This is a genomic window from Methanosarcina subterranea (assembly GCF_055385895.1).
On the sequence record NZ_AP042426.1, the window covers coordinates 244815 to 270602 of the forward strand.

Genomic DNA, 25788 nt, shown 5'->3' on the forward strand with positions numbered 1-25788 from the left:
ACTCTACTATAACTCTCTAAGCTTAAAAAAAGTTATCTGTTAATATATGTAAAAAAATTTTATATGACTATTCTGGATTTTCCTCAGGGCCTTATGTCCAAAGAGCCTGATTCTTAAATAAGTTTGATCTTAATTCAACTTAAAATTTGTTAAAAATATGGAGTGATAAAAATATAAAGATATAAAGATATAAAGTTATAAACGTTTTAAAAAAGGTCTAAGTTAGACTGATACGGATCTGGAGCAGTTTTAATTGTAAAAGTTAAAAGCAAACCCTGCAAGTCTAACTCTAAGTTGGAAGCCTTCTTTCCGTGGCTGTAAAAATTAAAGTTTTTAATTAGGGGTGTACTGAGAAAATATTAAATTTGAATTTTAAAGCAGAATAGAAGAAAAACTCTCAGGAATATCCTGAATATCCTCCACTCCGGCGAAAATATCTGGTTCCACCAGGCCACATATCCGGGCATCACTCCTGACTTTGATGCTTCTTCAGTGTTTCCGTACCTCCCTATATTGATCCTCTGTCCGTTGTCTTCAGGCTCATTTGAGTAATCAGAGGAAGGATACCCTGCATCAATGCACTGAGAGCTTCTAATGTCCTTAACCCACATTTTCCCGTTCCATCTACCACCTGCTGATCTGAGATGATAATCATTTTTTTTCTGATCTGCGAAAAGAGGGTTTACATAAATATCGCTTGTAGATATTGCGTTTCTATAATTCCCTGCTACATTCTTGTAAAAGCAGTTGTTTTCCAGTAAAAAGCTATGGGTTTCAGGGAGATAATTGACAACACCATATCCTGTCCCGCTCGACTCGCTCTTGCGACGTTCAGTATTTGTAACGATGTTATTACGGACAATGGTCGTGTATCCCGTACCTTCTGGTGAAAGATCTGTAGAGTAACCTGTCGGGTACATTAGTGCGATAGCAGTATGATATGTGCCGTCAAACACGTTATTCTCAATCAGGGTATTGTTAAACCCACTTGTTACAATACCTCCTACCCAGTCAATACTGGGATTTGTGCCTGTGCTATAGAATGTATTGTGATGAATATGTACATTCTGCGCTTCTTCTACAGGATAGTTACCATATGCCAGTAGCCAGATGCCAGGTCCGTAAGTGTCGTGGATGGTATTGTTATACACTTCTATATCATCCATGATCCCCGAGGATTTCTGGATCTGAATTCCGGGTCCGCCCGCGCTCCAATGATAAAAGGAATCAATAGTATTGTCATGGAATTTTACATGATTACAGTCCCATACTCTAAGCCCACTGTTAGTTCTGCAGGTTATCGTATTATTCCATGCTTCTATATATTGAGATTGGATTCCGTAAAAGCCGTCGTGACCTAGCTTATACACTTTATTGTCGTAAAACTGAATGTTGGAACTGTTTTCAACTTTCAATCCGTCTCCATGACTGTCATGCATATACATATCATGAACCTGAATATTTGTTGAGTTTATGAGATGGATTAAATTGTAGTATCCATCGCCTTTCTTTTTATCTGTATTTCCGTCATGATTTCCATCCATCTCAAAACCTTTTACAGTAATATTTTGCTCTCCAGAGCTATTTATCTGCGTAATCAGGGGCTTGATCGCTGGCCAGTTTGCTCTATCTTCAAGTTTTATCGCAGCCGTGGAATCCCCTTCCAGAACTGTATTGCTTCCGATAAGGATGCTGTCTGAGATAACGTACGTATTAGGGCCTTTCAAATGAACGGTTGTAAACTCAGGGTGTTCAGCGACGTATGCGAGGGCTTTATTGATCTCTACCTGGTCATCAGTCCCATCACAGTTAAAATTCCCTCTCCCGTCTCCAGACACATAAACTGTCGTGCCTGATGGCGTGATAGAAAGGGTGGTTGTTGCCATTACAATCAGGAACATAAAGAATGCAATGTAAACTCCCGCTTTTTTTCTGTTTTCCAATTTTTTTAGAAGATCTTTTCCGTTCATTTTTTATCCCTGCACCCTGAGATATGTGCCTCCAAACTTGAAAAAAGTTTATTACTGGAAGGTATTATCACTGGAATTTTAAAAAGCCTGATATCCTCAGCGATCTCACAGGTTTAGTCTTATATAACAGTCTATACAGGTTTAACAGTTACAACAGTTCAAAACAATTGTGTACAAGCTTTCAGCTTTTTCTTGAATGCATACGAATTCCAACATTAAGATACTAACTACTGATTACGGCAGTGTACAAAAAGCTTATGTGCTTGAATTTATTTAACTTGTATGGGGGGTATATATTGAAGAAATAATGTCCTCAGAATCGTAATAGGCTAATTTTATTAAATCCTATTCTAACTAATTTTTATATACAGTTAGCTGATTTAAGTTTTTAACAGTAATATTTGAGCACTTCCGGAAATATATCCACTACTGAATTATTTATTTGCTCTTAACTGAGTTAAGATTTCCTATAATCTTTTATTCTGATTTCTGCATAATATTGTCTAGTGACTGCTCCCCTCATTAAAATGAGGGGCATCTATCGGTTTTACGAACAGACTGCAATCCCAGTCTGAGAATGTTAATAGAAGCATTAAGATCACGGTTGATAGATAGACCGCAGAAAGGACAATTATGAGTTCTTTCTGACAGGTCTTTTTCTACCAGCATACCACAACTTGAACACATCTTAGAGGTATTCTTAGGATTTACAAGAACTATTTCTCTACCAGTGTTTTCAGCTTTGTAGGAAGTATAAGTTACAAGTTTACTCCAGGCAGCATCAAGAATGTGTTTAGCCAGATTGTTATTTTTTGACATATTCTTAATGTTAAGATCTTCAAAACAGATTATACCATAATTATCAACAAGACTTTTACTGAGTTTTTGAGTAAAGTCTTCTCTTTTGTTAGAAATTCGTTCGTAGACTCTACATAATGTTTTAAGGCATTTCTTTCTTTCAGGAGTTCCTTTTTCTGCGTTAGATAACTTCCTGTTAGCTCTTGCCAGTGCCTTTTCTTCTTGTATGTAAAATCTAGGATTGGGAACATACGCTCCATTTGATAATGTAGCAAAGGAAAGAATTCCAACATCAATACCTACTGACTTATCAGATTTTTTAAGTGGTTGATAAGTTTCAACATCAGTAAGTATTGATACAAACCATTTTCCGGTTGAAGTTCTCCGTATAATTAAGCGTTTAATGTTTCCTTCAAATGGTCTATGCAGTTTGATTTTTATATCTCCGATTTTTGAGAGGCTTAATGTATTTCCATTTAAGGAAAAACCTGATTGCAGGTAAGTAATGCTGTCGTACCAACCTTTTCCTTTGAATCTGGGATATCCCGACTTCTCTCCTGCTTTAACTCTACGAAAAAAAGACCTAAAGGCTAGATCAACACGCATAGTTACATCTTGAAGGGTATGAGAATAAACATTTTTGAGTTCTGGTTTATCTTTCTTCCAGAAGGAATCATCTTCTTAGAATCATAATAACTGATTCGCTTTTGCTCTGATTCCCAGGCGTTTTTTCTTAATGCCAGAGTTTCGTTATAAATCCATCTACAAAGTTCCAGAGTAGAATTAAGTTCTGTAATCTGTGATTTTGTTGGATAGATTCTATAACGATTAACTTTAGGCATATTACAGTATAATGTAATTTTACTTAAATAAAAGTTGTTATGTAGAAGTTGACGGCTTTATCCCGCCATTAAAATGACGGGGATTAGCCTTAGATACTCCTAAAATTTCCTCTACCTTCATACGTTCTGTAATGTCTCGATTAACGTCACATAAAAAGAAAAAAGTAAATTCAGATATGTTTTATGCTAAGTTTTGCTCAGGAAAGGTTCCTTCCCGTTGGTATACTTTCAAAAACTCAGTTTTACTTCAAAACTTAGTTCTACTTCACAGGATTTCTCATAATACGAGAGAATAGGCAGCGATCTTTTAATGCGCAGATCTTACAATGGCTACTGTTCTCAAGACGCACAGCTTTATTGCAAACAGGTTATGCAGGATATGAGCTCGGTAACAAACGGTTAGTAACTACTCCATAATGTTATATTGTTTAAGCAAGAGGAAAACAAAAGAAAAGCAAAAATCTATTTTCGCAGGGTTTAGCTGAAAAATTCTTTCTTTAAAAAAAATAAGATGGAAGAACTCAAAGGCTGGGTTACGGAGTTTTTCTATTATCCCCGTATTTTCAGCTTCTCAGAGCCTCTTCCTGAAGTTAAAGCTGTTAAGCTACAGCTTTCTCTTCTATATTCAGCATTGGACGCTGATTTTCATCCTCTACTTCGCTGCTGTAGAATGCTACGTAATCCGCATTTTCTGTACGTGTTTTAATCAGGAAGCCTGTGTTTTCGTACTCGCCGCTGACGTACTCTTTTACGAGATCGGTTACATTCAGCTCATAGTACCTGTTGTCCGGTATATCGCTTCCGTTGAGGGTTATCGTGGCGTATGGTGCATCTCCCTGAGGGACATTATTCACGTCGAACCAGTCTCCTCCGGGCTGTGTCCATAGCACGCCATCATCCCTGCTGTTCCAGGTAACATTTTCCGGGTTCCAGGCTGCAGCGGGCCTGTATATCTCTATAACCGCATCTTCGGGTCTTTCTCGTCCATCAGGATAGTACCAGTACAGAGATAGAGTTGCACTGCTAATATTTTCAGCATCGCTGTATTCACTTAGATTAAATAAAAGCAGGTCTCTATACTTTCCTATTCCAGGCCTGCCTCCTATGTCGATATATGTTTTTTCTTGGTAGACCGTATCAGGAGAGACCTCTCTGAGGCGATTGTCTATGACAATGTCTGTTGTATTCTCTTCTGTCAATAATGTGTTATCAGTTCCAACTACCTGTTCAGGAACAATCTCTGTTACAGCAGTTTCATTAACTGTTGGTGTTACGGAAGTTTCATTAGCTGTTGATGTTACAGCAGTTTCATTAATTGTTGTCTGAGTATTGGTCGTTGCAACTTCGTCTTCTTCTGTCTCTGCAACAGGGGTTTCATTAACTGCCGTCTGGGTATCTGTTCCAGATATCGGATCTACAGTTGTTGTTTCCTGTGCGACTGAAGCACTGCCAAGAGAGCCATATCCATACCCTTTCGCTACCCAGTTTTCAACACTGTGATCAGATGGTCCCAATGTGTTTGAGCCTGAGCCTACCTCAACGTAAGGGGATACGTTCCACATAACGTTATCACGAACACTGATCGACCCTTTTGCATTCCAGTTACCAATGCCTGCACTGCTGCTTGATCCTTTGTAATCATGCATAATGTTGTGATGGACATCCACGTTCGTCAGTGTATTTTCCAGCTCAACACAGCACCAGCCAGAGCCTGCGCTGCCTGTGAAGGTATTATGGTCAACCTCAATATTTGCACAGTTGTCCACCCTTACACCTGTGTTGGTCTGAACCTCAACATAACAGTTGTACATTCTGGAATCCTTGGTGCCGGATAAGAATGATACGCCGTCATGTCCTACGGACTTCATTCTACAGTTATATACTTCTATTCCAGAACTTTTACTGATTCTGACACCATCACTATACAGATAACGGGTGAATAATATGTCATGTACTTTACTATTAGTCACAGACGCGAATTTTATGCAGTTTCGATAGTCTCCGTGACCTCCGTCGCTGGGGCTGGTTGCTGAACTTTTGAATTGAAGATGGCTCACTTCAACATTGGAAACGCCTGACCCGTATATATACGCGGGTGAGCTCGCGGAGTTACAAACTGAGCCCTTAGCAAAGATTATTGTATCATCGCCTGAGCCTTTCAGTACTACATTAGATTTCAAAATTATAGGTGCACTTATCTCATAAGTGCCAGCAGTAAGGAGAACAACTCCCGGGTTACTTGCTGTTGCTCCTGATGCTGCAGAATTTATTGCATTATTAATTGCAGTCTGGGCACCTGACCCAGATGTCGGATTTACAGTTATCGTATTCTGTGCGCCTAACGCAGCGGGTACGGTTGTTAAAATAAGGCATGCTGCTAGGAATAGGGTTCCTAGTTGTCTTCTTAGCATCGTATCACCTTTGGGTTGGATTTGGAATATGAGTACACTCAAAAAACTTTATCGAGTTAGAGTGTATTTTTTTCCCAAAGCACATACGGCCGTTAAACTAAGACATGTGGTCAGGAATAGGGTTTCCTGCTTCATTTTTAGCATCGTATCACCTTTGGGTTGGGTTTAAAATTTGGGTAAACTCAAAAAACTATAGAATAGTTGTATATCTCTCCAACAGTTGATACGTCTGTTAAACTAAGACATGTTGTCAGGAATAGGGTTCCTGGATTCTTTTTTAGCATCGTATCGCCTCTGGATTGAATTTAGAATTTGAGTAAACTCAAAAATCCTGGATAATCTATACTCTTTCCCAGATATTTCTCAAAATTCCATATTACGTACTCGTAATGTTTTTCCGAACTATCTAATTAGACCGAGTTATACCAAATATCTAATTATGTCGGGTCTATACGGTAATTCAAAAATTCTAATTACGTCTTCGTAATATTTTTGAACCTATCCAATTCGGTTCTCTGCGTTTTGTGGGGCGGACACGGTGCAGAGGATTTTCCACACTCCATTCTCACGTTATAAGTGGCTAGCTTTTAGGAGGTGGTCGGACATGAAAAGTCTGGCTCCAGATTTTTATTCAAAATCCGTTATAATTGCAGAATGTTTTTCCTTCTAATCAACATTTTCTGTTCTTATCAGCCATGGCTTTTAGCCCGGTTAACTCATCTGCGAAACTTTTGTTTACTTATATAATGCTGAGTTAACTCTGAAGTTTATGTGATCCTATTATAAATATTTTTGGTATTTTTCTCAAATATTTTCCGCAAGTCATCTGAACACTTTATATTCTTGTATGCACCTTTCAATAGAAAAAAGTTGTTTTTTAGAGGCAAAGTTACACTAATTTTCAGAATTGAATCTATAACATAGAGGAATACTAAGGTCTCTATCTCCTGCTTTTCTGAAACTTCCCTAATTTAGGGGTACTTTGCCAGCCCTCCTCCCAGAATGTATGAATCGTGTACAAAAAATTTCCTCTGTCGTTTTTATGCTATTTATTTGCCAGCAGGATTTTGGGTAAATTTTCCGTAGTCTTCACTTTTCCTCTGGAGCATTCGAAGTGATGCTAACAACTTCACTTTCCGGGCTGGATTTATGAAATTACTGATTCTTTTCCAGCCTGGTATCAGGAGGCTTCAACACCATCATTTATTTTTTATTAATTCACCATCGTTTATTTTTTATTAATTGCATCTTCTTTACAATGTACTCACGATCCACGTGTGCAGGTAAAAGCTCCCGGTGAGAAACTCTGCAATAGCTCTTTATATCTAAGAACGTGTTAACTATGATAAATAAACTTGACAGTCTATTCTATTTTCTCCCCTTTCTGTTCTATACTTACAATACAGTTCGCCTTTTTCTCACCAAATTGACTTTTCTGCTACTCCAATCAATTATAATTCTTAAAAATCAAATAAATATAATATTGATGCTGATATAAACAGCTTCAGTAACTGACAATATCTTCCTTAAATTTTACAGATTCATATTAACAATATTAATTCTCTGTTCTGTGGTGCCTGCACTCCGAATAGTCAATTACAGAAGATATGGTTCGTACAATATTACTTTTTCTCTATATGTCAATACAACTAACCTTCAGGAGTCTGGAAAGTATTCTTTTTAATGTCTTCCTTTTCTCAAAGAGGCCAAATTCTGTTCAATAAACTGGAAATCTGGAAAGTGATTCAGTTTCTCTAATTAGTTTACAACTCAAAAGTTGTTATAGGTTTTAGCAGTTCCAATAGGGGTTATTATTTCTACATCAGTTGGTCTCTATACTAAACTATTTTGAAGCCCATATCCGGAGTGATGGGCTTTTTGAGCCTTAATGGTAGGAAAAATAAAACTAAAGTGGTTATTCAGGCAAATCATCTGGTTCCTTTCCCTTTTATTTTAAAATAAAGTTTAAAAACATTCAATTTATGAAATGATTTTATTTACTGCCTCAAATCATGAGTAAACAGTTTTTTTTCTCGAGCACTTTTTTTCATGAAACCAGCTTTTTGCGCTGGTTTCTTAATAATTCTGCTAAAATATTTTTTCTTACAGCTCTATGCCTGCGGAAATACACTATGCCTGCGAAAATTTCAGTAAAAAAGCTTCTGTAAAGATATCTTTAAAAGAAAGGGTCTCGATATACTCTTTCGAGAACTGCAGACTTCTATTTTCTCCAGACATAAAATCAAATTAAAGAACTAAGTTATTTCTTACAGTATCCATATACGTCAACCAGTGCCAGACCGGTCTATATATTATTGTAATGTGGTATTTATACTTATCTTCTTGATGAAATTTATTCATTTTGTTTTCGCCGTTACAATCATCTTTCTTTAATTCAGTTCATCTTAACCCTTTTCTTCCTTATGAGATCTCAAAAAATCTTTTATACTCTTAAGGTGTTCCTTTAAGTGGGGAGGCTTTCTAAGCCAGTGGGGGCACATATTTGCTAAATTCCCATTCTTAGTGAAACTTCCAGTCTAGTTTCACAACATATGAAAATACAGCTCGTAGTGAGGAATTTCATGAACGGTAGTCTTTCGGTTACGGTAGATCTTGAGGATTGGTATCATATTCCTTCCGTCTGCAGTTCTCCGTTTTCAGTTTACAGGAATGTAGATGAATTTTTCAAGAACTGGAACGGCAGGTATGATTTCTTGAGTGAACCTACAAAAAGGGTGCTGGATATTCTTGATGAGTTCAATGTAAATGCTACTTTCTTTGTAGTTGCAGATACCATTGAACACTATCCGGGACTGGTAGAATCAATTGTAGATAGGGGGCATGAGCTTGCTTGCCATGGGCTGAATCACGCCTGTAAGATCGACCCTGAAACTAAAAAGCAGTTAATGAGTGTCGAAGATTTTGAACAAAGGACTTTGGCTGCAAAAAAAATGCTCGAAAAAATCAGCGGAGAAAAGCTGGTAGGCTACAGGGCACCAAACGCCCTGGTAAGCGGGTGGATGATTGATTCACTCGAAAAGCTTGGATTTAAGTATGATTCATCTGTTTCAGTAAATTCTTTTTACAACAAAACTGATTCAGCCCTCAGTACTGTTTCGTCTTTCCCCTATTATCCTGCGGAAAACGAACTTGAATCAGGCAGCGATCGGAACTTTATTGAGTTTCCATGGGCTTATTGTCAGCATGGATTAAAATTCCCTGCATCAGGCGGTCCTATGCTTCGATTCCTGGGTTCATCATTTATACTGGACGGACTTACGCAGAGCCTTAAAAGAGGGCACACTATTTTCTATTTCCATCCACTGGATATCTCCTGTACCAGATTTCCGTCTCTTGGAAACAGAAGGCCTTTTTACTGGTGCATAAAAGGGAGACTTGTTGAACAGAGGATCCGGCATATCCTGAACAAACTCAGTGAGGTTGATAAAATCTGCTTGAGGGATTATTCGGGAGTGTCATGCGTCTAAAGGAATCTTCCTGTCATTCAAAGCAGAAAGGTAAGGACTTTGCCATTTCTGCGCCTGAACATATCCAGACATTGAGTACTTCAGTCATAAAATGGTATAGTCAGAAAGTCCAGAGGCGTCAGAGTTTGTAAGGAAACCGAACTCCTTCCTCTCAATATCTAATTTTCTTACAACTGCCTGCTGGATTATGAGCAATATTTTCTCTTCCTTTTTTCAAATATCTGTTTTTATATTCTTTTCCTCCTTTATGGGCTAATTTTAATGCGTCGACTATATATTTTAGAAACGCCGGAAGTATCATAAACATCTGTGATTCTCTCTCTGAAAGTCCGAAAGCCTTTAATTCTTGAGAATTTTTAATTTATGAGAACATTAATCAGCTTGAGGGCGGTATATCAGTCTGCATATCAGGCACAACAATTAATTATTTGTTTAGCAATTGCATACACGAAATATAAGAAGGAGCAAAATAAAAGAAAATCTTACATATAAGGAAATTTTGAGAACTGAAATTCCCCTGCCTCAGGCTGCCCGTGAAAGCAGATTTTAAAGGAATAGTAGAGGTGCTGTTTCAGGGGAATCCCAAAGGTACGGGAACTGGACTCTGTAACTTTCCGGAGGATGGGGGACACATTGTCTAAACTCAACAATAAAATCTTAAATCTAATAACATCGGTTTCTCTGCTACTACTTGTTTACAGTCTCTTTATTCTCAGGGAAATCCAGCCTGAAGGATACACAGTTAGTATCTATGAGCAGCTTCCATTCCATTTTTTCCTGATCCTGCTCTTCTGTTACCTTTCCGCCTGCTTTCTGATTCTTGCATTTAGAAAGATTGGTGCAGTCTTCACATTGATACTTGTTCATATTATCGTACTGATAATCCCCTATATGCTTGGTTACGCTTCAGTAGGCAGGGGAGACGGATTCTCATACCCGGTTCTGGCAGAAAGTACAGGGGTTTTCGGTTCTTCAGGCCTTTCTACCTTTTCAGATCTCTCTCCCACAGGCCCTCTACTGGTCTCAGCTCTGTCTCTAGTCTCAGGAATGAAAGTACAGGCACTGTCTTACTTTTTACCGGTTTTCTTTTCTTTAATATTCATTGCCGGTATGTTTCTGTTCTACCGGGGCTTTATGAGCAGGGAAAAACTGGTCTCGGTAACTTTTCTCTCCTCGGTAATTCCATATTTCGGACATTTCCAGGTATCAACAGTCCCCTTTTATCTCACTTTCTGCCTGGTTCCTCTCTATCTCCTTTTGCTGTGGAATGCAATTACCGACAAAAACAGGAAATCGATACTTGTTTGTTTGCTCTTTATGGTACCTTTGCTTCCATTAGCCCATCCCTTTATCTTTACTTACCTTGTATGTTTTGCTCTGCTGCTCGCTTTTTCAGGTAAAGCCATGCAGTCAGGCTTCCTTAAAAAAATCTTAAGTCTTAAAAGCCTTGCTCGAGATCCTCTTTCCAGCTCTTCGGGAAGAATGGTTCCTCTATTTATCTTTCTGTCATTTGTTTCAGTCGGCTTCTTACTCTATATAATGTACGCTTCAGGGTTTTTTGATGTTTTTCTCCCGGCTCTTGTCTGGCGTATTGAGGCCTTTACAGCTGCAGGCTTTGCTACAATTCCAAGCATGGAGCCCGGAATTTTCGAGTTTATACACCTTTTTAACCTTTACTACGGCAAGTATTATATACCGTTAATTTTTGTTGTAATTAATACCGTAATCGTATGGCAGAATCGCAAACGCTTTTGTCACCACTTTGTCCGCAGGTACCCCCGTTTTTTATTCCTGTACATAATCTCGTTCCTCCTGGAACTGGGCTTTCTCTTAAATCCCTTCATACCTTACCCGCCGGATAGGTTTGTAAACTTAAGCTTCATCATCTTTGCCCAGATCCCGCTTCTCGGGTACTCTCTCTACATTGTTCTTCTCAGGAAGGGATACACGACCGGTCTTGTCGCTGCAATCCTTGTGCTGGCTCTTCTATGGACTTTAGGGTTTTTCAGCTGTTTCAGCTCCCCGTATACTGGCGGAATCTCGGAAGCTGTTACGCAAAATGAAGTGGAAGGCATGCAGTGGCTGATTGAGTCAAAAGCAGCATACCCGTATGTTATATCTCCTGGAGAAAAAGAGAGCTATGCCTTCTCAGAAACTTCTACCGGGTCCGGATCAGCCTCTGCAGTTGATCCTCAGGATGAAAAATCTTTGAACAATCAAATAATCGTGCCCTCCTACCTTGTTGTGACAACTTTTTCAGAGGCTCTGAACCTGGAAAAATCAGGGTCCTATGATATAAGATCTTCTTCAGCTGGCAACATTTCCGAAACTCCGGACAATAAATCTTTGTACAAAATTTATGACTCTCTTAATATCAAAATCTACAATCATCCTTCCTGAGTCTTCCGAGTCTCCCAAATCTCTCGAATTGTGCCTCCCGGGTCGGAGAAATATTTCTCGGATTATGGACGCATTTTTTTATTTACAGCATTCAGTTTCTCAACACCAGCTTGAACTTACCTGTCATTTTTTCTTGCGTGGCAGAGACAGCTTCAGTCTGCAGGGCGCAGAAAAGAAAAATAACAGATTCCAGCCTTTCGTTCTGGAATATACTAACCGATTAATCAGGGATTACTTTTTTATTATTACTGCTCTTTTGCTTCCTCTTTCATTACTTGATAATTATATTTTTTCCCTCTAATTTTGACCTGATATAGCTGCCCGCAAATAGGAAAATAATTCCCAGACCTATTATTTCCGGGATAAACACGCTCGAGGAGGCTGGGTTGTATGAGTTGGTCAGGATTCTCATGAAGTACTCAATAAATCCTCCCAAAAATGTATCTCTTGGAAACTCCCATCCCAGAAGCGGCCAGAGAAAGGCTCTGGGTGAATTCCACATCTGGTCCTCAAGCAGGTGACAGAATGACGCGCCTGCAACAATAAGGGGTATTGTCCAGCCCTTTCGGTAGAAGGTGTAACCTGCAAGCAGCCCCAGCAGGATTGCGAATAGAAGGGTATGAGCAAAGATTCGCCCGCTTCCTATAGTTTCAGCAAGAATTATCCTGCCCAGAGGTTTGTCTATAAAATCCGGAAGGAGCGCTCCAAAAGCTATCCATTTGAAGTCTACCGGAATATTCTTTTCCGGAAATAAACGGTTCAGGAAATAGAAAATTCCCAGAGTTATGCCTATATGTCCGAAAATAAACATCAGATTAAAAAAGTGGGTGGCGTATAATTATTTTTTGGCCGGCCTGCCTGAAAGACATGCCAGCACAAGTTACAGTGTTTTGTATTAATTGTGCATAGAACCTTTCAGATCAGGCACTCAGCTACGAGCTTTTCTACAAGTTCCTGCCTGATTGCAGTCCTTCGGTCTCCGCCGCAGACCATACCCCGGACACCAATTATGTCAGGTCCTATTCTTTCGAGTATAGGGAGGTCTTCAAATTTCAGGGATCCTGCAATTGCATTTTCAAGCCCGTGCTCATGAGCAAGGTCAGTAAACTCTTTCAGTTCCTCTTCATCCATGAATTCGAAAGTAGATTTCCCGTCTTTGATACCTGTATCTACCATAACCACATCTACCCCGGCTTCTGCGGCAACTGCGGGGAGTAATATGGGAGAAATCGAATTGATGCGTTTGTAGTCCGAATATCCAGAGACAACAACCTTTTTTGATGGATCATAGTCTTTTACAGCCTGCGTAATCTTAGTAAGCAGTTCAAGAGCCTGTGCTTCGGTCTGGATATCGTAAAGACCTACTTTTATGTAATCTGCTCCTGCGACCGCTGCTCCAAGAGCTGCAAGAGCGGCAGTCCCAGGTTTGTAATTGAAGTCTCCTATTGTTGCGCTTATCGGCTGCCTGCCGTTTACAACCGCTTTAACGTCCCTGATTACCCAGGGGAAATTGGCTCCAAGAGAACCTTCTTTTGGGTTTTTGACATCCACAATGTCCGCGCCGCCTATAGAAGCGATGATCGCCTCCTCTCTGTTGATTGGACTTACAAGCAGTTTCATATAAAGCCTCTAGTTAAGCATGAAGTTAAATCTTTTGCAATGTATATTGTTCCTTTTATACAATCAGCCTTATTTTATATTTTTTTATAGGATGATGCAATTATCGAATAAGTATGTTCCGAGTAGTCTTTGTAATGGATATATTTAACCGTAACGTGGTTCTTGCAAAAGGTGGAGTAAGGGAGAACTATCGTCCGGTTTCGGATTCGAGTGTTGTGTGCCGAACATCAGCTCCCATGGAAGTAGTTGAATTTTTACGCCCTAGAGAAATCTACATTGCTGACCTGAATGCACTGCAGGGCAAAGGCCCTCTTGATATTAACGCGGAAATCATCCGGGAAGTAAGTTTAAAGGCAGATACAATGCTTGATTTCGGGGTCTCTCTTCTGAAAGATGTGGATAAAGCACTTTCTATTGCAGGAACTGCAATTATAGGCACGGAGACCGGCAAGCTTGCAGTAATAAAGGATGCAGCTTCCAGAAATCCTGGACGTATCAGTGTCAGTATTGATGTCAAATATGGAAAGATCCTGAAACAGGATCCTGAAATCCCTGAAGACCCTTTTGAAGTTGTAAAGCTTCTTAATGAACTTCCCTTAAAGGATCTGATTTTTCTCGATCTTGACAGGGTCGGCACAGCTTCTGGTTTTGACCCGGAATTTCTGCACAAACTGACTGAGGTCTCAGTACACGATGTATTGCTTGCAGGCGGGGTTCGAGGTATGGAGGACCTTTTTGCTCTTGACAGGCTCGGTATAAAGGGCGCTCTGGTAGCAACTGCAGTCCACTCTGGTTCGGTCCGTCCTGAAGTGATGACCCTGGGGCTTGGAGATACGAAGAATGCCGATTCATGAATCCACAGGGGGGCTTCATGATCTGCCTTATGTCTCTGGTATATAAGGCATCAAGTATCTTTATAATCCAATTAGCATATTTATATCCAGATTCTCGGATTTCACCATAACATCAGATTTCAATACAAAAACAAAGAGTTTACGAGGTTACAGCATGGCAACAAGAAAGGTAACTGAGGAAAGCATTGAGGAGCCAGTAGAGGAACGCACCGAAGAAAGCACCGAAGAAAGCAGCGGAGGAGACGGGTACGTAGAGATCAAGATGGGAGGCGGCTGGTACATGACTATCTCCCTGGCACACAGTGACCGGTTTGAAAAGGAATATGTCGAACTCGCAAAAGAGCGTGGAGGCATGAAAAAGTCCAGGTTCAATCTCAACCCTTCACACGTTCGGATGCTTGGGGAAGCCCTGATCAAGTTTGCGGATGATAATAAGCTCTAACTGGACTTTCACTTTATTTTTTATTTTTTATTTTTTATATTCTTTATATTTATATAAGGTTAGTTTTTGAGTTTAGTAGCTGGATCAATCTCCAGGCTAACTTCCTGCCTTACCCTTTCATTTTCTAAAATTTAATTTTCATACCCTCTCAATATCTCATATCAATATCTCATATCAATCTCATCAATATTTCATTCAATCCTCTTGAACAAACTCGAGAATTTTTTGCACAACTGTTTTTTCCACATACTCCGGGGAACAGGATGCATCAACTATTACAAAGCGCTCCGGCTCCTCTGCGGCAAGGCTAAGGAAAATTTCTCTGACTCCCCTTAAAAATTCTATCTTTTCAAATTTGGTCTGCTCTCCCCGCTTCCCACAGCGCTCAACCGCGATTTCAGGCTCAATGTCGAAAAGAAAAGTAAGGTCCGGAATAACGGTCCAGCCTCTGTGCAGGCTCTTTACCCATTCGAGCGAGTTTTCAAGACGGTTCTTAAGGGTTATTCCCTGGTAAGCATAGCGGCTGTCAGAATAACGGTCAGAGATTACGGTTTTCCCTTTTTCAAGTGCAGGTTTCACAAGCTTTGCCAGATGCTCGGCATGGTCAGCTGTAAAAAGAAAAAGTTCAGCAAGCTGGTCTGTATCAGACTGGATCGCTTTTTCGACAGCATTTCCAGTAAGGGTGTCTCTTGTCGGTTCCCTGGTAAAAACCGGTTCAAAAACGCTAATTTTATGGTTTTCCTGAATTTTTTTTGCAACCGTACTCTTGCCTGAACCATCAATACCCTCAAGTGTGATCAGTTTGCCTCTCATAAGGACCGCCTTTAAATTTTTTCTTTACAGGTTTTCATTCAAATGCACTATCTGTATTTATAGTCTCTAGAGAGTGTCGGACAGCTGCAGGTCAAGGCAGTAGTTCCGGATAAAATAAGCATCTATTTATGTAAATATTAAAAATACCTTAAAGTAATGACCGTAATAGGAGTTATCACAAGGGGCAAGTACGGGCATCGCCTTGTTGAAACTGTAAAGGAACACAGCGATTTCTCAGTTGTAACTGCCGACCTGCCTGAGTTTGTGCCTGTATTTATTGAGGAACCGGATGAGTTTCTGGAAAACCTTAATTTCGATGGGCGTGTCTTTTCTGCCGACATTGTGGTCAGCTATTCCCTGCATCCTGACCTGACATCAGCAATTGCAAAGCTTGCCGCAAAAGCCGGGGTGCGCTCTTTGATTATTCCAGGAGGCCCTTCCAGGGCATCGGTTCCTGAACTTAAAAGGATCTCCGAAACTTCCGGAATGGATGTAGAGGTGGATGAAATTTGCTGTACCCTGGAACCCAACTCTTTCAACCGTCCCTTTGCTGAGATCTTCGGGTCTCCTGTTCTGAAAGTTAAGACGGAGGACGGAAAAATAGCTAAAGTTGAGGTCATAAAAGGCGCCCCTTGCGGGAGTACATGGCATATGGCAAAGGAAATTATCGGAGTTCCTGTAAAGGATGCCCCTCCAAAAGCCGGATTGTTGATCCAGCACTATCCCTGCCGGGCTGCAAGGGGCGACATGGGAGGGATTCACGAGTCTGGAGAACTGCACAAGCAGGCGCTCATAAAAGCGCTTGAGAATGAGGAGTGATTATATATTCTTTGAAAAAATATAATCTAAATAAGACAGAAAAAGGGGTCAGTTTTTTGTTCATGAGACCCCTGTTTTTGTTGTACCGGTTGCCAAGTACTTTCTGGGGGTGAAAACATTATTTCCCTAACTATATCTGAAGACTCAGGCCCTGAAGATCTTGAGCCAATAGCAGTTGCGATACACTCTCTAATGGGACTCCCTACCACCATTAGAAGCCTTAAAAGAAGAGGACTTCGCCTGGAAAAGGGAAAAGTCCTTGACAGGGATTATACAGGACCTATACTCGAAGAGGTATTGAAGACCAGCAAGATTGCCCATGAAGTTCCCGCAGAAGGCATGTATCGTGGAAAACATGTGGTAGTCGCTCCTATCTGTTCAAAGGATGGAAAGGTTGTTGCGGCTGTCGGGATTGTTGATCTTCTGGCTACTATTGATCTTCCATCTGTCTTTCAGGAATATACCTCTGTACTGGAAGAAGTAGAAGAAGATGCAAAAAAATGAAGCCAGAGCAGGGCTATAAACATAACTTTATAAAAAAAGGAAAAACTAATTTCTTTTTATGGGAGGATTTTGTCCCCACCTCTTTTCAAGGCTTAAGAGGGACATTTTTCCAACTCCTCCAATACTCAATGAAATCCAGGGTCTGAGTTTTAAAACCAGAAAAAATTTTCCGGCGTTACTCTGGCTTTTCGTATAACCTGACCTTTTTCAACAGGGCTCCGCTCTTTGCGTGAGGCTGCCTGAAGACTGTGTCATTGGATTTTTCAATTTCTCTTGCCTGAGTTGCGAGTTGTGCTGCTGCTCCCATTATCTCGTGCCCGGCTGCGGCTGTGAGGCATACCTGGTCGATTTCCTTTAACATAAAGCAAGCAGGGAAGTTAACCTGTGCAACTTTCTCAGCCATGTGAAGGGCAGCAAGAGCCTTTGCCTTTGCATAAGGGTTTGCAAAGCCTGCATGTTCAACACATTTCTCAGGTTTTGCGAAGATGTGCGGGAGTTCCAGATCCTTTCCTGACCTTCCGGACGCGACCTGTTCTGTTACTTTGTCGAGTTCTTCCTGGATAAGCCTTACAACACCACAGACGGAAAGTACTTTCATAGCGTCGGAATTGAAGGCCGACATCTCGACCGGGTCAAGGAATTCCCTTTTTGCTCCGATAAGGGGGTCTACCGGAAGGATAATGTATCCGAAACCATCCTGCTCAAAAGCCTCACGTGCTTCCTTTTTTGTAGGGCCGTCTGAAACTACGATGCAGGGTACGTCCTTCCAGATTTCACGGGCTGCGGTAGGGCCTGGAGCTGCTGCATTCGGACTGATAATTACCACGAAGTCAGCATTCCACTGCTTGAAGCTTTCAGTATCTGCAGCATCTGCAGGGCCCATTTTGGCACCAGTGCCGAATACTCTTACAGTAATTCCCTCTCGCGCTGCAATTTCATCCTGGATTAAATTAATAACCTGGCTCATTCCCAGGTTGCCCATTTTTATAAAGCCTATGTTGACCATTTTTCTCAAAATCCTGTGTTGACCTTTTTCTTCAATAGTGGAATTCCTAAAGGGTTTATAATCCTTTTGGCAATCTTCATCCCTTATCACCCTTATTTTATATATATCTGTCCTATTTATAATTATTATTCGGTATGTTTCATTGCTCCTCCGAAAAGCTTAAAAGGGATGTGATTTATTTCACTCAAAAACGTTGACATCAATGCTGTTGTTTTGTGGTTTTGTTTTCGCGAAACCCGCATTATAATTTGAAGAACTTTATCCGTTGGTGGGCTTTTAATGTCAGGGCGCATATATTATGTCAGGCTGCGGGGGTACCCCTAAACGGTACTCTGGGCAATGTGCCCTTTTTCGGGAAATTGTCCCGCTATATCTATAGATATTCAGGTCCAGGTTTTGATTGAGTGAACTGTCCTATACATAATTCTACTGAAAACAAACTCATTGTTTTTGATATGGATAGCACCCTTATAGACGCTGAGACCATCGATGAGCTCGCCAGGGCTGCAGGTGTTGTAAGCAAAGTAGAGGAGATTACGAAGAGAGCGATGTATGGAGACCTCGATTTCGAGCAAGCGCTTGCAGAAAGGGTTAGACTTCTTAAGGGGCTTCCCCTTAAAACTGCCCTTGATGCTGTAAATCAGATCAATCTTATGCCGGGAGCAGCCGAACTTGTCCTGCATGTTAAAAATCGGGGTTATAAGACTGCGATGATTTCCGGTGGATTTACAATAGCTGCCGAGAGGGTAGGTAAAGAGCTTGGTATTGATTTCGTTGTCTCCAACGAACTGCTTGTGGAAGACGGCTGCCTCACGGGCGAAGTTGTCGGTCCTGTCACACAAAGCGATTCCAAAGCAAAGGTGTTCGAGGAACTGGCCAGGCTCTATAATGTCAGGCCCGAGCAGTGTGTGGTTGTCGGGGACGGCGCAAACGATGCCTGTATTTTTGAGATAGCAGGTTTTGCCATAGCTTTCAATCCAAAGCCCATCCTTAGGGAATATGCGGACGTGGTCATAACAATCAAAGACCTTAGAGCCGTGATCCCTGTTCTTGAGTCTCTTTCTTATCAATTTTGTAATCAGGCACAGCATGTCGACATCGAACACTACTAAAATGCCAGCTTTTTTGCTGGACCGGGAGGCACAATAAGAGATGCTAAAGGAATTGCAGAAAAAAAGATCAGATTTGAAGGACATTTCTGAAGAATCCAAGGAAAAGAGAAATACTTTAAACGCTGAGGCCAGCGCTCTTGCCGCAAAGCGCAATGACCTGAACAAGAAGACAAAAGACCTTATCAACGAAGCCCAGGAACTGAAAGTTCTCAGGGACGAGATCAACGAAAAGGTCAGCGAATATAAGAACAAGCGCGATGATACCAACGCCAGAGCAAACGACCTGTTTGCAAAGGCAGATTCCATCAGGAAGCAGAATAACCTTGGCGGGCCCTCAATCAAAGCCTTAAGGAAAGATATCGATCGCCTTGAATTCACCCAGCAGACTGAAGTCCTGAGCACCACCAAGGAAAGAGAACTCGTTGGTAAGATTACACAGCTTCAGAAACAATACCAGGTTAAAAAAGTCCAGCTCGAAGGCAACCTCGAACTGAAAACTATCCTCGATGAAGCCCAGCTAATCAGAGACGAAGCTTCGGAGTTCCACAACGAGCTTGCCGAGTATGCCAGGCAGGCCCAGGAATACCACGAGAAAATGATTACCGCCTTCAAGGAAGCTGACAGAACCAGGGCAGAGTCGGATATTGCACACCGCGAATTTGTAAAAGCCCAGGAAGCAGCTGACGAGCAGCACAAGGTTTTCATCAACGCCCAGAAAGAAATCAGGGATCTTGACAAAGAAATCTTCAAGCTTAAGAAGAAAGACAAAGACGGAAAGTCCCGTGTTGTCAAGTCCGAACTCCAGAAGGATGCCAAATCCATCTTCGAGAAGTTCAAGGGCGGAGCAAAGCTTACTACCGAAGACCTGATGACCCTTCAGCGGTCTGGTTTAGTCTAATCAATCTCATAGAATAGATTTTACATCGCTGGAATTTTTAATTTCCATTGCAAGTGAAGGCAACTTCGCCTTTACCTGCACTCCTTTTTCTGTTACCATCTCAGTTTCCCATTATCAGCTCAGTACCGGAACCTGCGGTCTGTTCGCTGTTGGCTGTTTACTGCCTTTTATATTCCCTGCTTACGATATCCAATCGAGTTTTTTGTTTTCAAGCTGTGTTTGTTTCGGGCCTTGTGCTGGTAGTTTGCTTTCGCTTTTTTGACATCCTCTTCTATCAGTTAATATTTGACTATCTGTATTCCAGGCGTGGCTGATGCTTTTCCTTTTATTTGATGTATATTAAAGGTTCAAACCGCATAAGGCACGTGAAAAAAAGAGCTGGAAATTCCTTTTACAGCTATCGGAATAATCCATAAATATTTTCTTCAAAAAGTCTGGAGCTCACTCCAGAAGCTTCAGATATTTTTCTCTGAACTCGGGGTCTCTCATAAGGCAGCATTTCGCGTTATATGCAGGTTCGCCCCTGATTTTTTTCCAGATATCTTTTATCCTGTCCCTGTGGACATTTCCATAGGGGATAGGGATGCAGGCGCAGGGGAGGATATTTCCTTCAGGCGTGATGTGCAGCCACTTCCTGCCTGCCATGCAGCCTCTGGTCTTCATAACCTGTGGAATTGGAAAAACTCTAGGACCTTCTTTTTCCCTTACCCGGAATACAAAATTGTCAAATTTCCTGAGGTCTTTCGGGGTCATTATCTCGGATGCGTGGTCTATCCATCTGCCTGTCGGCACTATTTCGTAGAAAGAGAGTTCATGGGCTCCGAGATCTGCTGCAAGGGTGTAGAGTTCATCAAGTTCATTGACATTGTCCCTTGAAAGCACAACATATATATTTACAAGCAACCCGACTGCAAGTCCGTTCCTAACCGCCTCAACCGCACTTTTAAATACTCCTTTCCTGCCCCTTACATAATCATGCTTTTCCTCATATGCGCTGTCAAAACTGACTGTAAGCGAGTACAGCCCTGCAGCTTTAAGGCTCCTTGCGCGTTCTTCTGTCAGTCCGACTCCCGAAGTGAACATTCCGGCAATGGCTTTTTCAGGGTCAACGTAGTTTATCAGAGCTTCCAGACCAGGATAGGTCAACGGTTCCCCTCCATCAAAAATTACAAAAGTTGTGCCCATTTCGAGCACCTGGTCGATTGTATCTTTAATGATTTCGGGTGAAAGCTTTGCCCTGTTTTTTGTATCCGGAAGGGCGCAATGGATGCAGTTGTTGGGGCAATCCTCGGTAACTGAGATTGTTACCTGGTCAGGCATATTTTTTCCGAAAATTGACGATAGCTGGCTCTTCACAAGCCGGTCAAAGCCCGGGCTCGGAATAGGAGGCATCCAGGTGGAATAGATCAGGCGGTCAGCTTCTACATTTGCAGGCTTTTCGCCGTCAAAGATTGAGATGTTTGCCGTAAGGATTTTTTTCATGAGTGGTGATGCTACCCCATCGGTTTTCATCTTCAAGCACCCATTTTCAATTTCGGCATAAACCCTGAAAAGGGGATTTTTATAAAACTCGTACTGCATATTTTCCCTGCATTGGCTTCTGGTGATTTTTTTCCTTTCTGTATTTTCCGTTCTATTTTTCCGGTTTCGTTTTTTCCGTTTCTTCAGTTCAATCTTTTCCAGCTTGCCTTTCGTCTCCGGTTTATTTATTCCTCAGGAATGCCCTGTATTTTAGCATAGCTGAAGGTTTCTTTTTCAACATGAATGTAAAGACATGCATAGCCTGTTCAAAGGCGCTGCCGTGGATAAAGGATAGGTCTTCTTTTTCAAATACCCTTACCATCTCATCGATTTCTCTGTCCGTCATCTTCCTGAGAGTTTCAAGCCCTATACGGCCCAGATAATGCTCTACCTTAAATTCTTTCTCCCAGGTTTTCCGATATTCCGAAAGAGCATTTTTTGAAATGTCCCCTTTTTTCACAGCATCTGCCGCAACTTCTCCGCATATCTGGCCTGCCCTCATTGCATAACCTATCCCGGATTGACCTGCAGCTCCTCCAGCTACCATTACTCCGTCCATTATGTACTCACCAGGTATGGTCACAATGGGGTCTCCCCCGGAAAGTTTTCTTACAACTTCTACTTCTTCGAGCCCTTTAAGCTTTTTGAAACGCTCAATCCAGGCATTCAGGTAAGGAGTCGCATCCTTGCCGCACCTGCGCACATAAGCTCCGATTGCAGCATTATCTCCTCCTCTGGGTGCATATGTAGTCTTCCAGCCGGGAGCATGGTTTCCCACATAGTACTCAAACATTTTAGATCTCCCAAGCCCTGCCGCCCTGATATCCAGCTCGATTCCCCAGGCAATATCCTCCGGGTGCTTCATTGTTTTCAGACCCAGAAGGGACGCCATTTTTGAATTGATGCCATCGGAAATGATTACAAGCTTCGACCTGAATATCCCTGAAGAAGTCCAGACAGCGAATTCCCCGCCTTCCTTTCGGATATCGTTTACTTCTACTCCTGTCCTGAGGTTAACGCCGGTTTTAATCACTTTCTCTGTATAAAACCGGTCAAATTTTGTTTTGTCGATAGAATAGCCAGGTGTTTCTATGATAACTTCTCGTCCTTCCGGAGAAACGATTTTCATGCCCTTGAGGTAATGCACGATATAAGATGAGTCTGCCTTTTCTCCGCACCTGTCAAGCATCCCCTTAAAAAAAGAGTTTGCAGGGTGTGGTGGAGTCCCGATCTCTTCTTTTCTTTCCAGCAGAAGAACATCTGCACCCTTTTCACAGGCATTTCTGGCTGCCATGAGCCCTGCAGGGGACGCCCCTATTACAATGATATCCGCATCCATTTTTTTCTATCCTTTTTTCACCAGAGAACGGAGGTGTAAGATCCAAGATATATGCAGAGCACCACATCCAGGATCATTGACCCGAACATTATTGCCCTGTAGTTTGAGCCGTTAAGGAAAAGCGCGCCGCCCCTCTCAGGCGTCGGATGCTTGATAAAATCAAGGCACTGAGAAAGCATCCAGAGCCCTGAGGCAAGAGCTCCTGCAAAAAATACCGGTCCGAGTCTGGCTGACCAGCCTATTATAACTGAAGCAATAACTCCGACAATCCACCAGAAGGTTACAAATCTGGCGGTAAATGGAATTCCAAAGGTTACTGGCAAAGTTGGGGCACCTTTTAGCCGGTCCCCTTCTACATCCCTGGCAACGCCTCCCAGAGTAAAAGCCCAGTCTGTAACGCAAATCATGAGTCCGAAGCAGATTGCAGGCAGGGGCAGGATCACTCCGTCACTGCCTTTAAGGATTCCTGCAGGGTCAAAGGCAAGCCAGATTCCCACAGGCACGAGCCCGTAGGAGATGCCGACAGGCAGGAAACTCAGGAAGGTGCTGCGTTTTGCAAAGATTGAGTAAATAGTAATAGTTGCAGCTGCGATAAACAGGACTGCAAGGGATTCCGGATTCAGGTACGTAGCTGCCGCACCTGCGATAAGCAGAAGCAAGAAGGCGTACATCATCGCCGAATTCTTCGATACTTTCGAGGCAGGCAGAGGACGGTCCGGAATATTGATGGTGTCTATATCGACATCGCAGCAGTCATTGAAAACATATGAACTGGTTATGGCCGCAAAGCCTCCTATCACGGCAATCAAGAAGGGGACAAATAAGGGCAGCCCTCCGGTTGCCAGGTAGGAAGCAAGGATTGCGCTTGAGGCCGGGAGGGTAAGGTCCATGTAGTAGAGCTCGGGCCTCATCAGCCGGAGGTAGGGGCTGAGTTCCCCGATTCTTGCTGTAAGGGACAATCTTTTCACCTGTGCTTTTCTGGTTTGTATTGGGGGTTGGTTGTATTATCGGGAATTGTCAGATTTTTAGTGTTATCAGGGGTTTTACAGTTAGTCCTATAAACATTAGCATCTCAAAAAAGTTTCCTTTTTCTCTTTTTCAGGAGAATCCTGACATGAGACAGCAACTGAGGGTTTATGAGATGTATGAGGACCCCTTGGACCGATTTAAGAATCCGTAAAAAATTCAGGCCCCTTTAAGGAGCTATGATGTGCTTATTCTTTTTTCCAGGCATCCCTGTATACGAGCTTTGCTTTTTTCCCGATCTCTTCGATCAAAGGATGTTCAAACTCCCTTTCACAAATAAAGGTAAATTCTGCCCCAGGATTCAGATCCATCAATTTAATTGTATTTGAGAGGGCTGTGCTGAGAGCTTCATAGTCCGGAAACTTCGAAATCTCGGCATTGAAGGGATAAACCTCTTCCATTTCTGCAGGAAAAGCTCCAAAAGGCGCTTTAAATATCAGGATCCGGTCATAGTCCTTTTCTCCTTTAACCGGGCCTGTTCGTATTATTGCCGAACCTTCTATGCTGAACCTTTCCAGCCGCTTTCCGAAACGCAGGACTTCCGGCCGAGAGGCGGATTCCGGGCCACAGTAAAAGTATGTGCTTTTGGTTGCAGGGTCATACTGTTCCAGCCAGGCAGAGTGGGTATAGAGTTTTTTCAATCCGTCAAGAAGTTTCGGGTGGGCACGGCAGCGCTGCTCAACAAGCTCGAGCAGTTTTCCGTCTTTTATGGACTGCTTGATCAGCCGGATTTCTGCAAAGGTTGCATAAAGGTTATGCCTTGCGAGAAGCTCCTCCTTATTTTTGGCTTTTCTCAGCTCGTCGGCAGTATATTTAGAACAGATGGGGCAGGAACAGGGAAGGTAGTTCAGTTTTTCTACATGATACGTCCCGTTAACAGTAATATAACGCCCGTCCTTGGCATAGAGAGCATAGGCTGCCGAGTCAAAAAGGTCGCAACCGAGAGCAACTGCAAGAGCAAACATCATAGGGTGCCCTGCCCCGAAAAGATGTACAGGTGAGGTTGGAGAAAGACCTTTTTTGGCTGCGGCAATTACATCCACAAGCTCTGCGTAACGATAGGATTCCATTAGCGGGACAACTGCCCCCAGGGGATAAACTTCAAAGTTCAAGTCTTTCAGGTGAGATGCAGCTTTTTCCCTGAGTTCGGGATAGGTCGAGCCCTGTACCGGACCTGCAAGGAGCTGTTCCCCCTGAATGAATTTGCGGGCAGCTTCCAGGCGTTCGGCAGTGACTGCAAGTTCTTCTTCCGCTCTCCTGAAATGGACATCCGGAGGGGTCGGGATATCAAGTGGGACTATGATGTCGCTCCCGATTTTTTGCTGGAATCCTAGAATTTCTTCATTTGTAACTTCTACCGACCCGTATACTGAAAGCTGGAAAGAGCCCGAGTCTGTCATAATTGGCCCTTCAAAGCCAAGGAGTCCATGCAGCCCCTTTTCAAGGGCGACACTTCGCAGCTCTTCTTTCCGGTAAATAATATATGAATTGGTGATCAGAATCTCTGCCCCGAAGCTTTTCATCTCTTTCGGGGAGATAAGCTGAATGTTCGGATTTATTACAGGCATGACAGTAGGTGTCTCAACAGTCCCATGTGGAGTCCTGAGTTTCCCTATCCTGCCGCCTGCGTCCTTGTCTAGAATTTCGAATATAGCTGACATGCCGCGGTTATAGATGCCTCTCAGATATATTTATCTTTGGGGACTGGTAAGGAAGACCACCTGGTGTAGAAAGCTGCATCTGCCTGCTTTGCTCCCCGGGACTTAAAAAATAAAGATTTACTCTCTTTAGTTTGAGTACAGTGTATTCGTTTATAATCAAGGGTCCCAATTCCCTTTCTGATCTCAATCAAGTAGTGAACTACGGGTAAGCAGGTAAACTGCGGAAAAACGGAGCAGAGATGTAGCCCCCCTCTGCCCGGTTTT

Annotated in this window: 20 protein-coding genes; 8 read left to right on the forward strand and 12 right to left on the reverse strand. The window is 42.1% G+C overall.

What is annotated here, in order from left to right; translation table 11 throughout:
* Positions 1 to 359: 359 nt before the first annotated feature.
* From ACZ5A8_RS01100 to ACZ5A8_RS01115, 4 genes are all read right to left on the reverse strand, one after another.
* Complete coding sequence (locus ACZ5A8_RS01100) at positions 360 to 1970, reverse strand: right-handed parallel beta-helix repeat-containing protein (protein WP_464531751.1); 1611 nt, start codon at positions 1968 to 1970, stop codon at positions 360 to 362.
* Positions 1971 to 2492: 522 nt separating this feature from the next.
* On the reverse strand, positions 2493 to 3374 hold the full coding sequence (locus ACZ5A8_RS01105) for an RNA-guided endonuclease InsQ/TnpB family protein (protein WP_464531752.1): 882 nt from the start codon (positions 3372 to 3374) through the stop codon (positions 2493 to 2495).
* 2 nt (positions 3375 to 3376) lie between these two features.
* Positions 3377 to 3610, reverse strand: coding sequence for a helix-turn-helix domain-containing protein (locus ACZ5A8_RS01110; protein ID WP_464531753.1), 234 nt, complete (start codon positions 3608 to 3610; stop codon positions 3377 to 3379).
* A 599-nt stretch (positions 3611 to 4209) separates the two neighbouring features.
* On the reverse strand, positions 4210 to 6021 hold the full coding sequence (locus tag ACZ5A8_RS01115; protein WP_464531755.1) for a disaggregatase related repeat-containing protein: 1812 nt from the start codon (positions 6019 to 6021) through the stop codon (positions 4210 to 4212).
* Between the two features lie 2582 nt (positions 6022 to 8603).
* Between ACZ5A8_RS01115 and ACZ5A8_RS01120 the strand changes: the two genes are divergently transcribed.
* Both ACZ5A8_RS01120 and ACZ5A8_RS01125 read left to right on the forward strand, forming a co-directional pair.
* A complete protein-coding gene (locus ACZ5A8_RS01120; protein WP_229387364.1) occupies positions 8604 to 9509 on the forward strand; it encodes a polysaccharide deacetylase family protein in 906 nt (301 codons plus the stop codon).
* A 633-nt stretch (positions 9510 to 10142) separates the two neighbouring features.
* Positions 10143 to 11909 carry a hypothetical protein gene (locus tag ACZ5A8_RS01125; protein WP_464531757.1) on the forward strand — a complete coding sequence of 589 codons (1767 nt, stop codon included), beginning with the start codon at positions 10143 to 10145 and terminating at the stop codon, positions 11907 to 11909.
* Between the two features lie 271 nt (positions 11910 to 12180).
* On the opposite strand, the gene ACZ5A8_RS01130 is transcribed toward ACZ5A8_RS01125, so the two are convergent.
* Complete coding sequence (locus ACZ5A8_RS01130; protein WP_464531758.1) at positions 12181 to 12720, reverse strand: metal-dependent hydrolase; 540 nt, start codon at positions 12718 to 12720, stop codon at positions 12181 to 12183.
* 104 nt (positions 12721 to 12824) lie between these two features.
* On the reverse strand, positions 12825 to 13529 hold the full coding sequence (locus ACZ5A8_RS01135) for a (5-formylfuran-3-yl)methyl phosphate synthase (RefSeq protein ID WP_464531759.1): 705 nt from the start codon (positions 13527 to 13529) through the stop codon (positions 12825 to 12827).
* A 113-nt stretch (positions 13530 to 13642) separates the two neighbouring features.
* On the opposite strand from ACZ5A8_RS01135, the gene ACZ5A8_RS01140 reads away from it, so the two are divergent.
* Together ACZ5A8_RS01140 and ACZ5A8_RS01145 are read left to right on the forward strand one after the other, a co-directional pair.
* Complete coding sequence (locus ACZ5A8_RS01140) at positions 13643 to 14383, forward strand: HisA/HisF-related TIM barrel protein (protein WP_464531761.1); 741 nt, start codon at positions 13643 to 13645, stop codon at positions 14381 to 14383.
* Between the two features lie 154 nt (positions 14384 to 14537).
* Positions 14538 to 14825 (forward strand): hypothetical protein, encoded by a 288-nt coding sequence (locus ACZ5A8_RS01145; protein WP_229387373.1) that lies wholly within the window; start codon positions 14538 to 14540, stop codon positions 14823 to 14825.
* 195 nt (positions 14826 to 15020) lie between these two features.
* Here ACZ5A8_RS01145 and tmk read toward each other — a convergent pair whose 3' ends face one another.
* Positions 15021 to 15638 carry a dTMP kinase gene (gene tmk, locus ACZ5A8_RS01150; RefSeq protein ID WP_464531762.1) on the reverse strand — a complete coding sequence of 206 codons (618 nt, stop codon included), beginning with the start codon at positions 15636 to 15638 and terminating at the stop codon, positions 15021 to 15023.
* A 156-nt stretch (positions 15639 to 15794) separates the two neighbouring features.
* On the opposite strand from tmk, the gene ACZ5A8_RS01155 reads away from it, so the two are divergent.
* Both ACZ5A8_RS01155 and ACZ5A8_RS01160 read left to right on the forward strand, forming a co-directional pair.
* Entirely contained in the window at positions 15795 to 16457 is a 663-nt protein-coding gene (locus ACZ5A8_RS01155) for a DUF166 domain-containing protein (protein ID WP_322225166.1), read from the forward strand.
* Between the two features lie 117 nt (positions 16458 to 16574).
* A complete protein-coding gene (locus tag ACZ5A8_RS01160) occupies positions 16575 to 16961 on the forward strand; it encodes a DUF2111 domain-containing protein (RefSeq protein ID WP_322225201.1) in 387 nt (128 codons plus the stop codon).
* 175 nt (positions 16962 to 17136) lie between these two features.
* Here ACZ5A8_RS01160 and ACZ5A8_RS01165 read toward each other — a convergent pair whose 3' ends face one another.
* Positions 17137 to 17967 (reverse strand): F420-dependent methylenetetrahydromethanopterin dehydrogenase, encoded by an 831-nt coding sequence (locus tag ACZ5A8_RS01165; RefSeq protein WP_229388553.1) that lies wholly within the window; start codon positions 17965 to 17967, stop codon positions 17137 to 17139.
* A gap of 404 nt (positions 17968 to 18371) precedes the next feature.
* Between ACZ5A8_RS01165 and serB the strand changes: the two genes are divergently transcribed.
* Together serB and ACZ5A8_RS01175 are read left to right on the forward strand one after the other, a co-directional pair.
* Positions 18372 to 19079: a phosphoserine phosphatase SerB gene (serB, locus tag ACZ5A8_RS01170; RefSeq protein ID WP_464531764.1), complete on the forward strand. Its 708-nt coding sequence runs from the start codon at positions 18372 to 18374 to the stop codon at positions 19077 to 19079.
* Between the two features lie 40 nt (positions 19080 to 19119).
* Entirely contained in the window at positions 19120 to 19977 is an 858-nt protein-coding gene (locus tag ACZ5A8_RS01175; RefSeq protein ID WP_229387382.1) for a coiled-coil protein, read from the forward strand.
* A gap of 441 nt (positions 19978 to 20418) precedes the next feature.
* Here ACZ5A8_RS01175 and ACZ5A8_RS01180 read toward each other — a convergent pair whose 3' ends face one another.
* The 4 genes from ACZ5A8_RS01180 to tgtA all read right to left on the reverse strand — a co-directional run bounded on the left by ACZ5A8_RS01180 (position 20419) and on the right by tgtA (position 25524).
* Positions 20419 to 21558, reverse strand: a complete 1140-nt coding sequence (locus ACZ5A8_RS01180; RefSeq protein WP_464531765.1) for a radical SAM/SPASM domain-containing protein — start codon at positions 21556 to 21558, stop codon at positions 20419 to 20421.
* A 121-nt stretch (positions 21559 to 21679) separates the two neighbouring features.
* Positions 21680 to 22837 carry an NAD(P)/FAD-dependent oxidoreductase gene (locus ACZ5A8_RS01185; RefSeq protein ID WP_464531766.1) on the reverse strand — a complete coding sequence of 386 codons (1158 nt, stop codon included), beginning with the start codon at positions 22835 to 22837 and terminating at the stop codon, positions 21680 to 21682.
* A 17-nt stretch (positions 22838 to 22854) separates the two neighbouring features.
* Positions 22855 to 23796 carry a UbiA family prenyltransferase gene (locus ACZ5A8_RS01190; protein WP_464533975.1) on the reverse strand — a complete coding sequence of 314 codons (942 nt, stop codon included), beginning with the start codon at positions 23794 to 23796 and terminating at the stop codon, positions 22855 to 22857.
* A 255-nt stretch (positions 23797 to 24051) separates the two neighbouring features.
* A complete protein-coding gene (gene tgtA, locus ACZ5A8_RS01195; RefSeq protein ID WP_464531768.1) occupies positions 24052 to 25524 on the reverse strand; it encodes a tRNA guanosine(15) transglycosylase TgtA in 1473 nt (490 codons plus the stop codon).
* Positions 25525 to 25788: the final 264 nt, after the last annotated feature.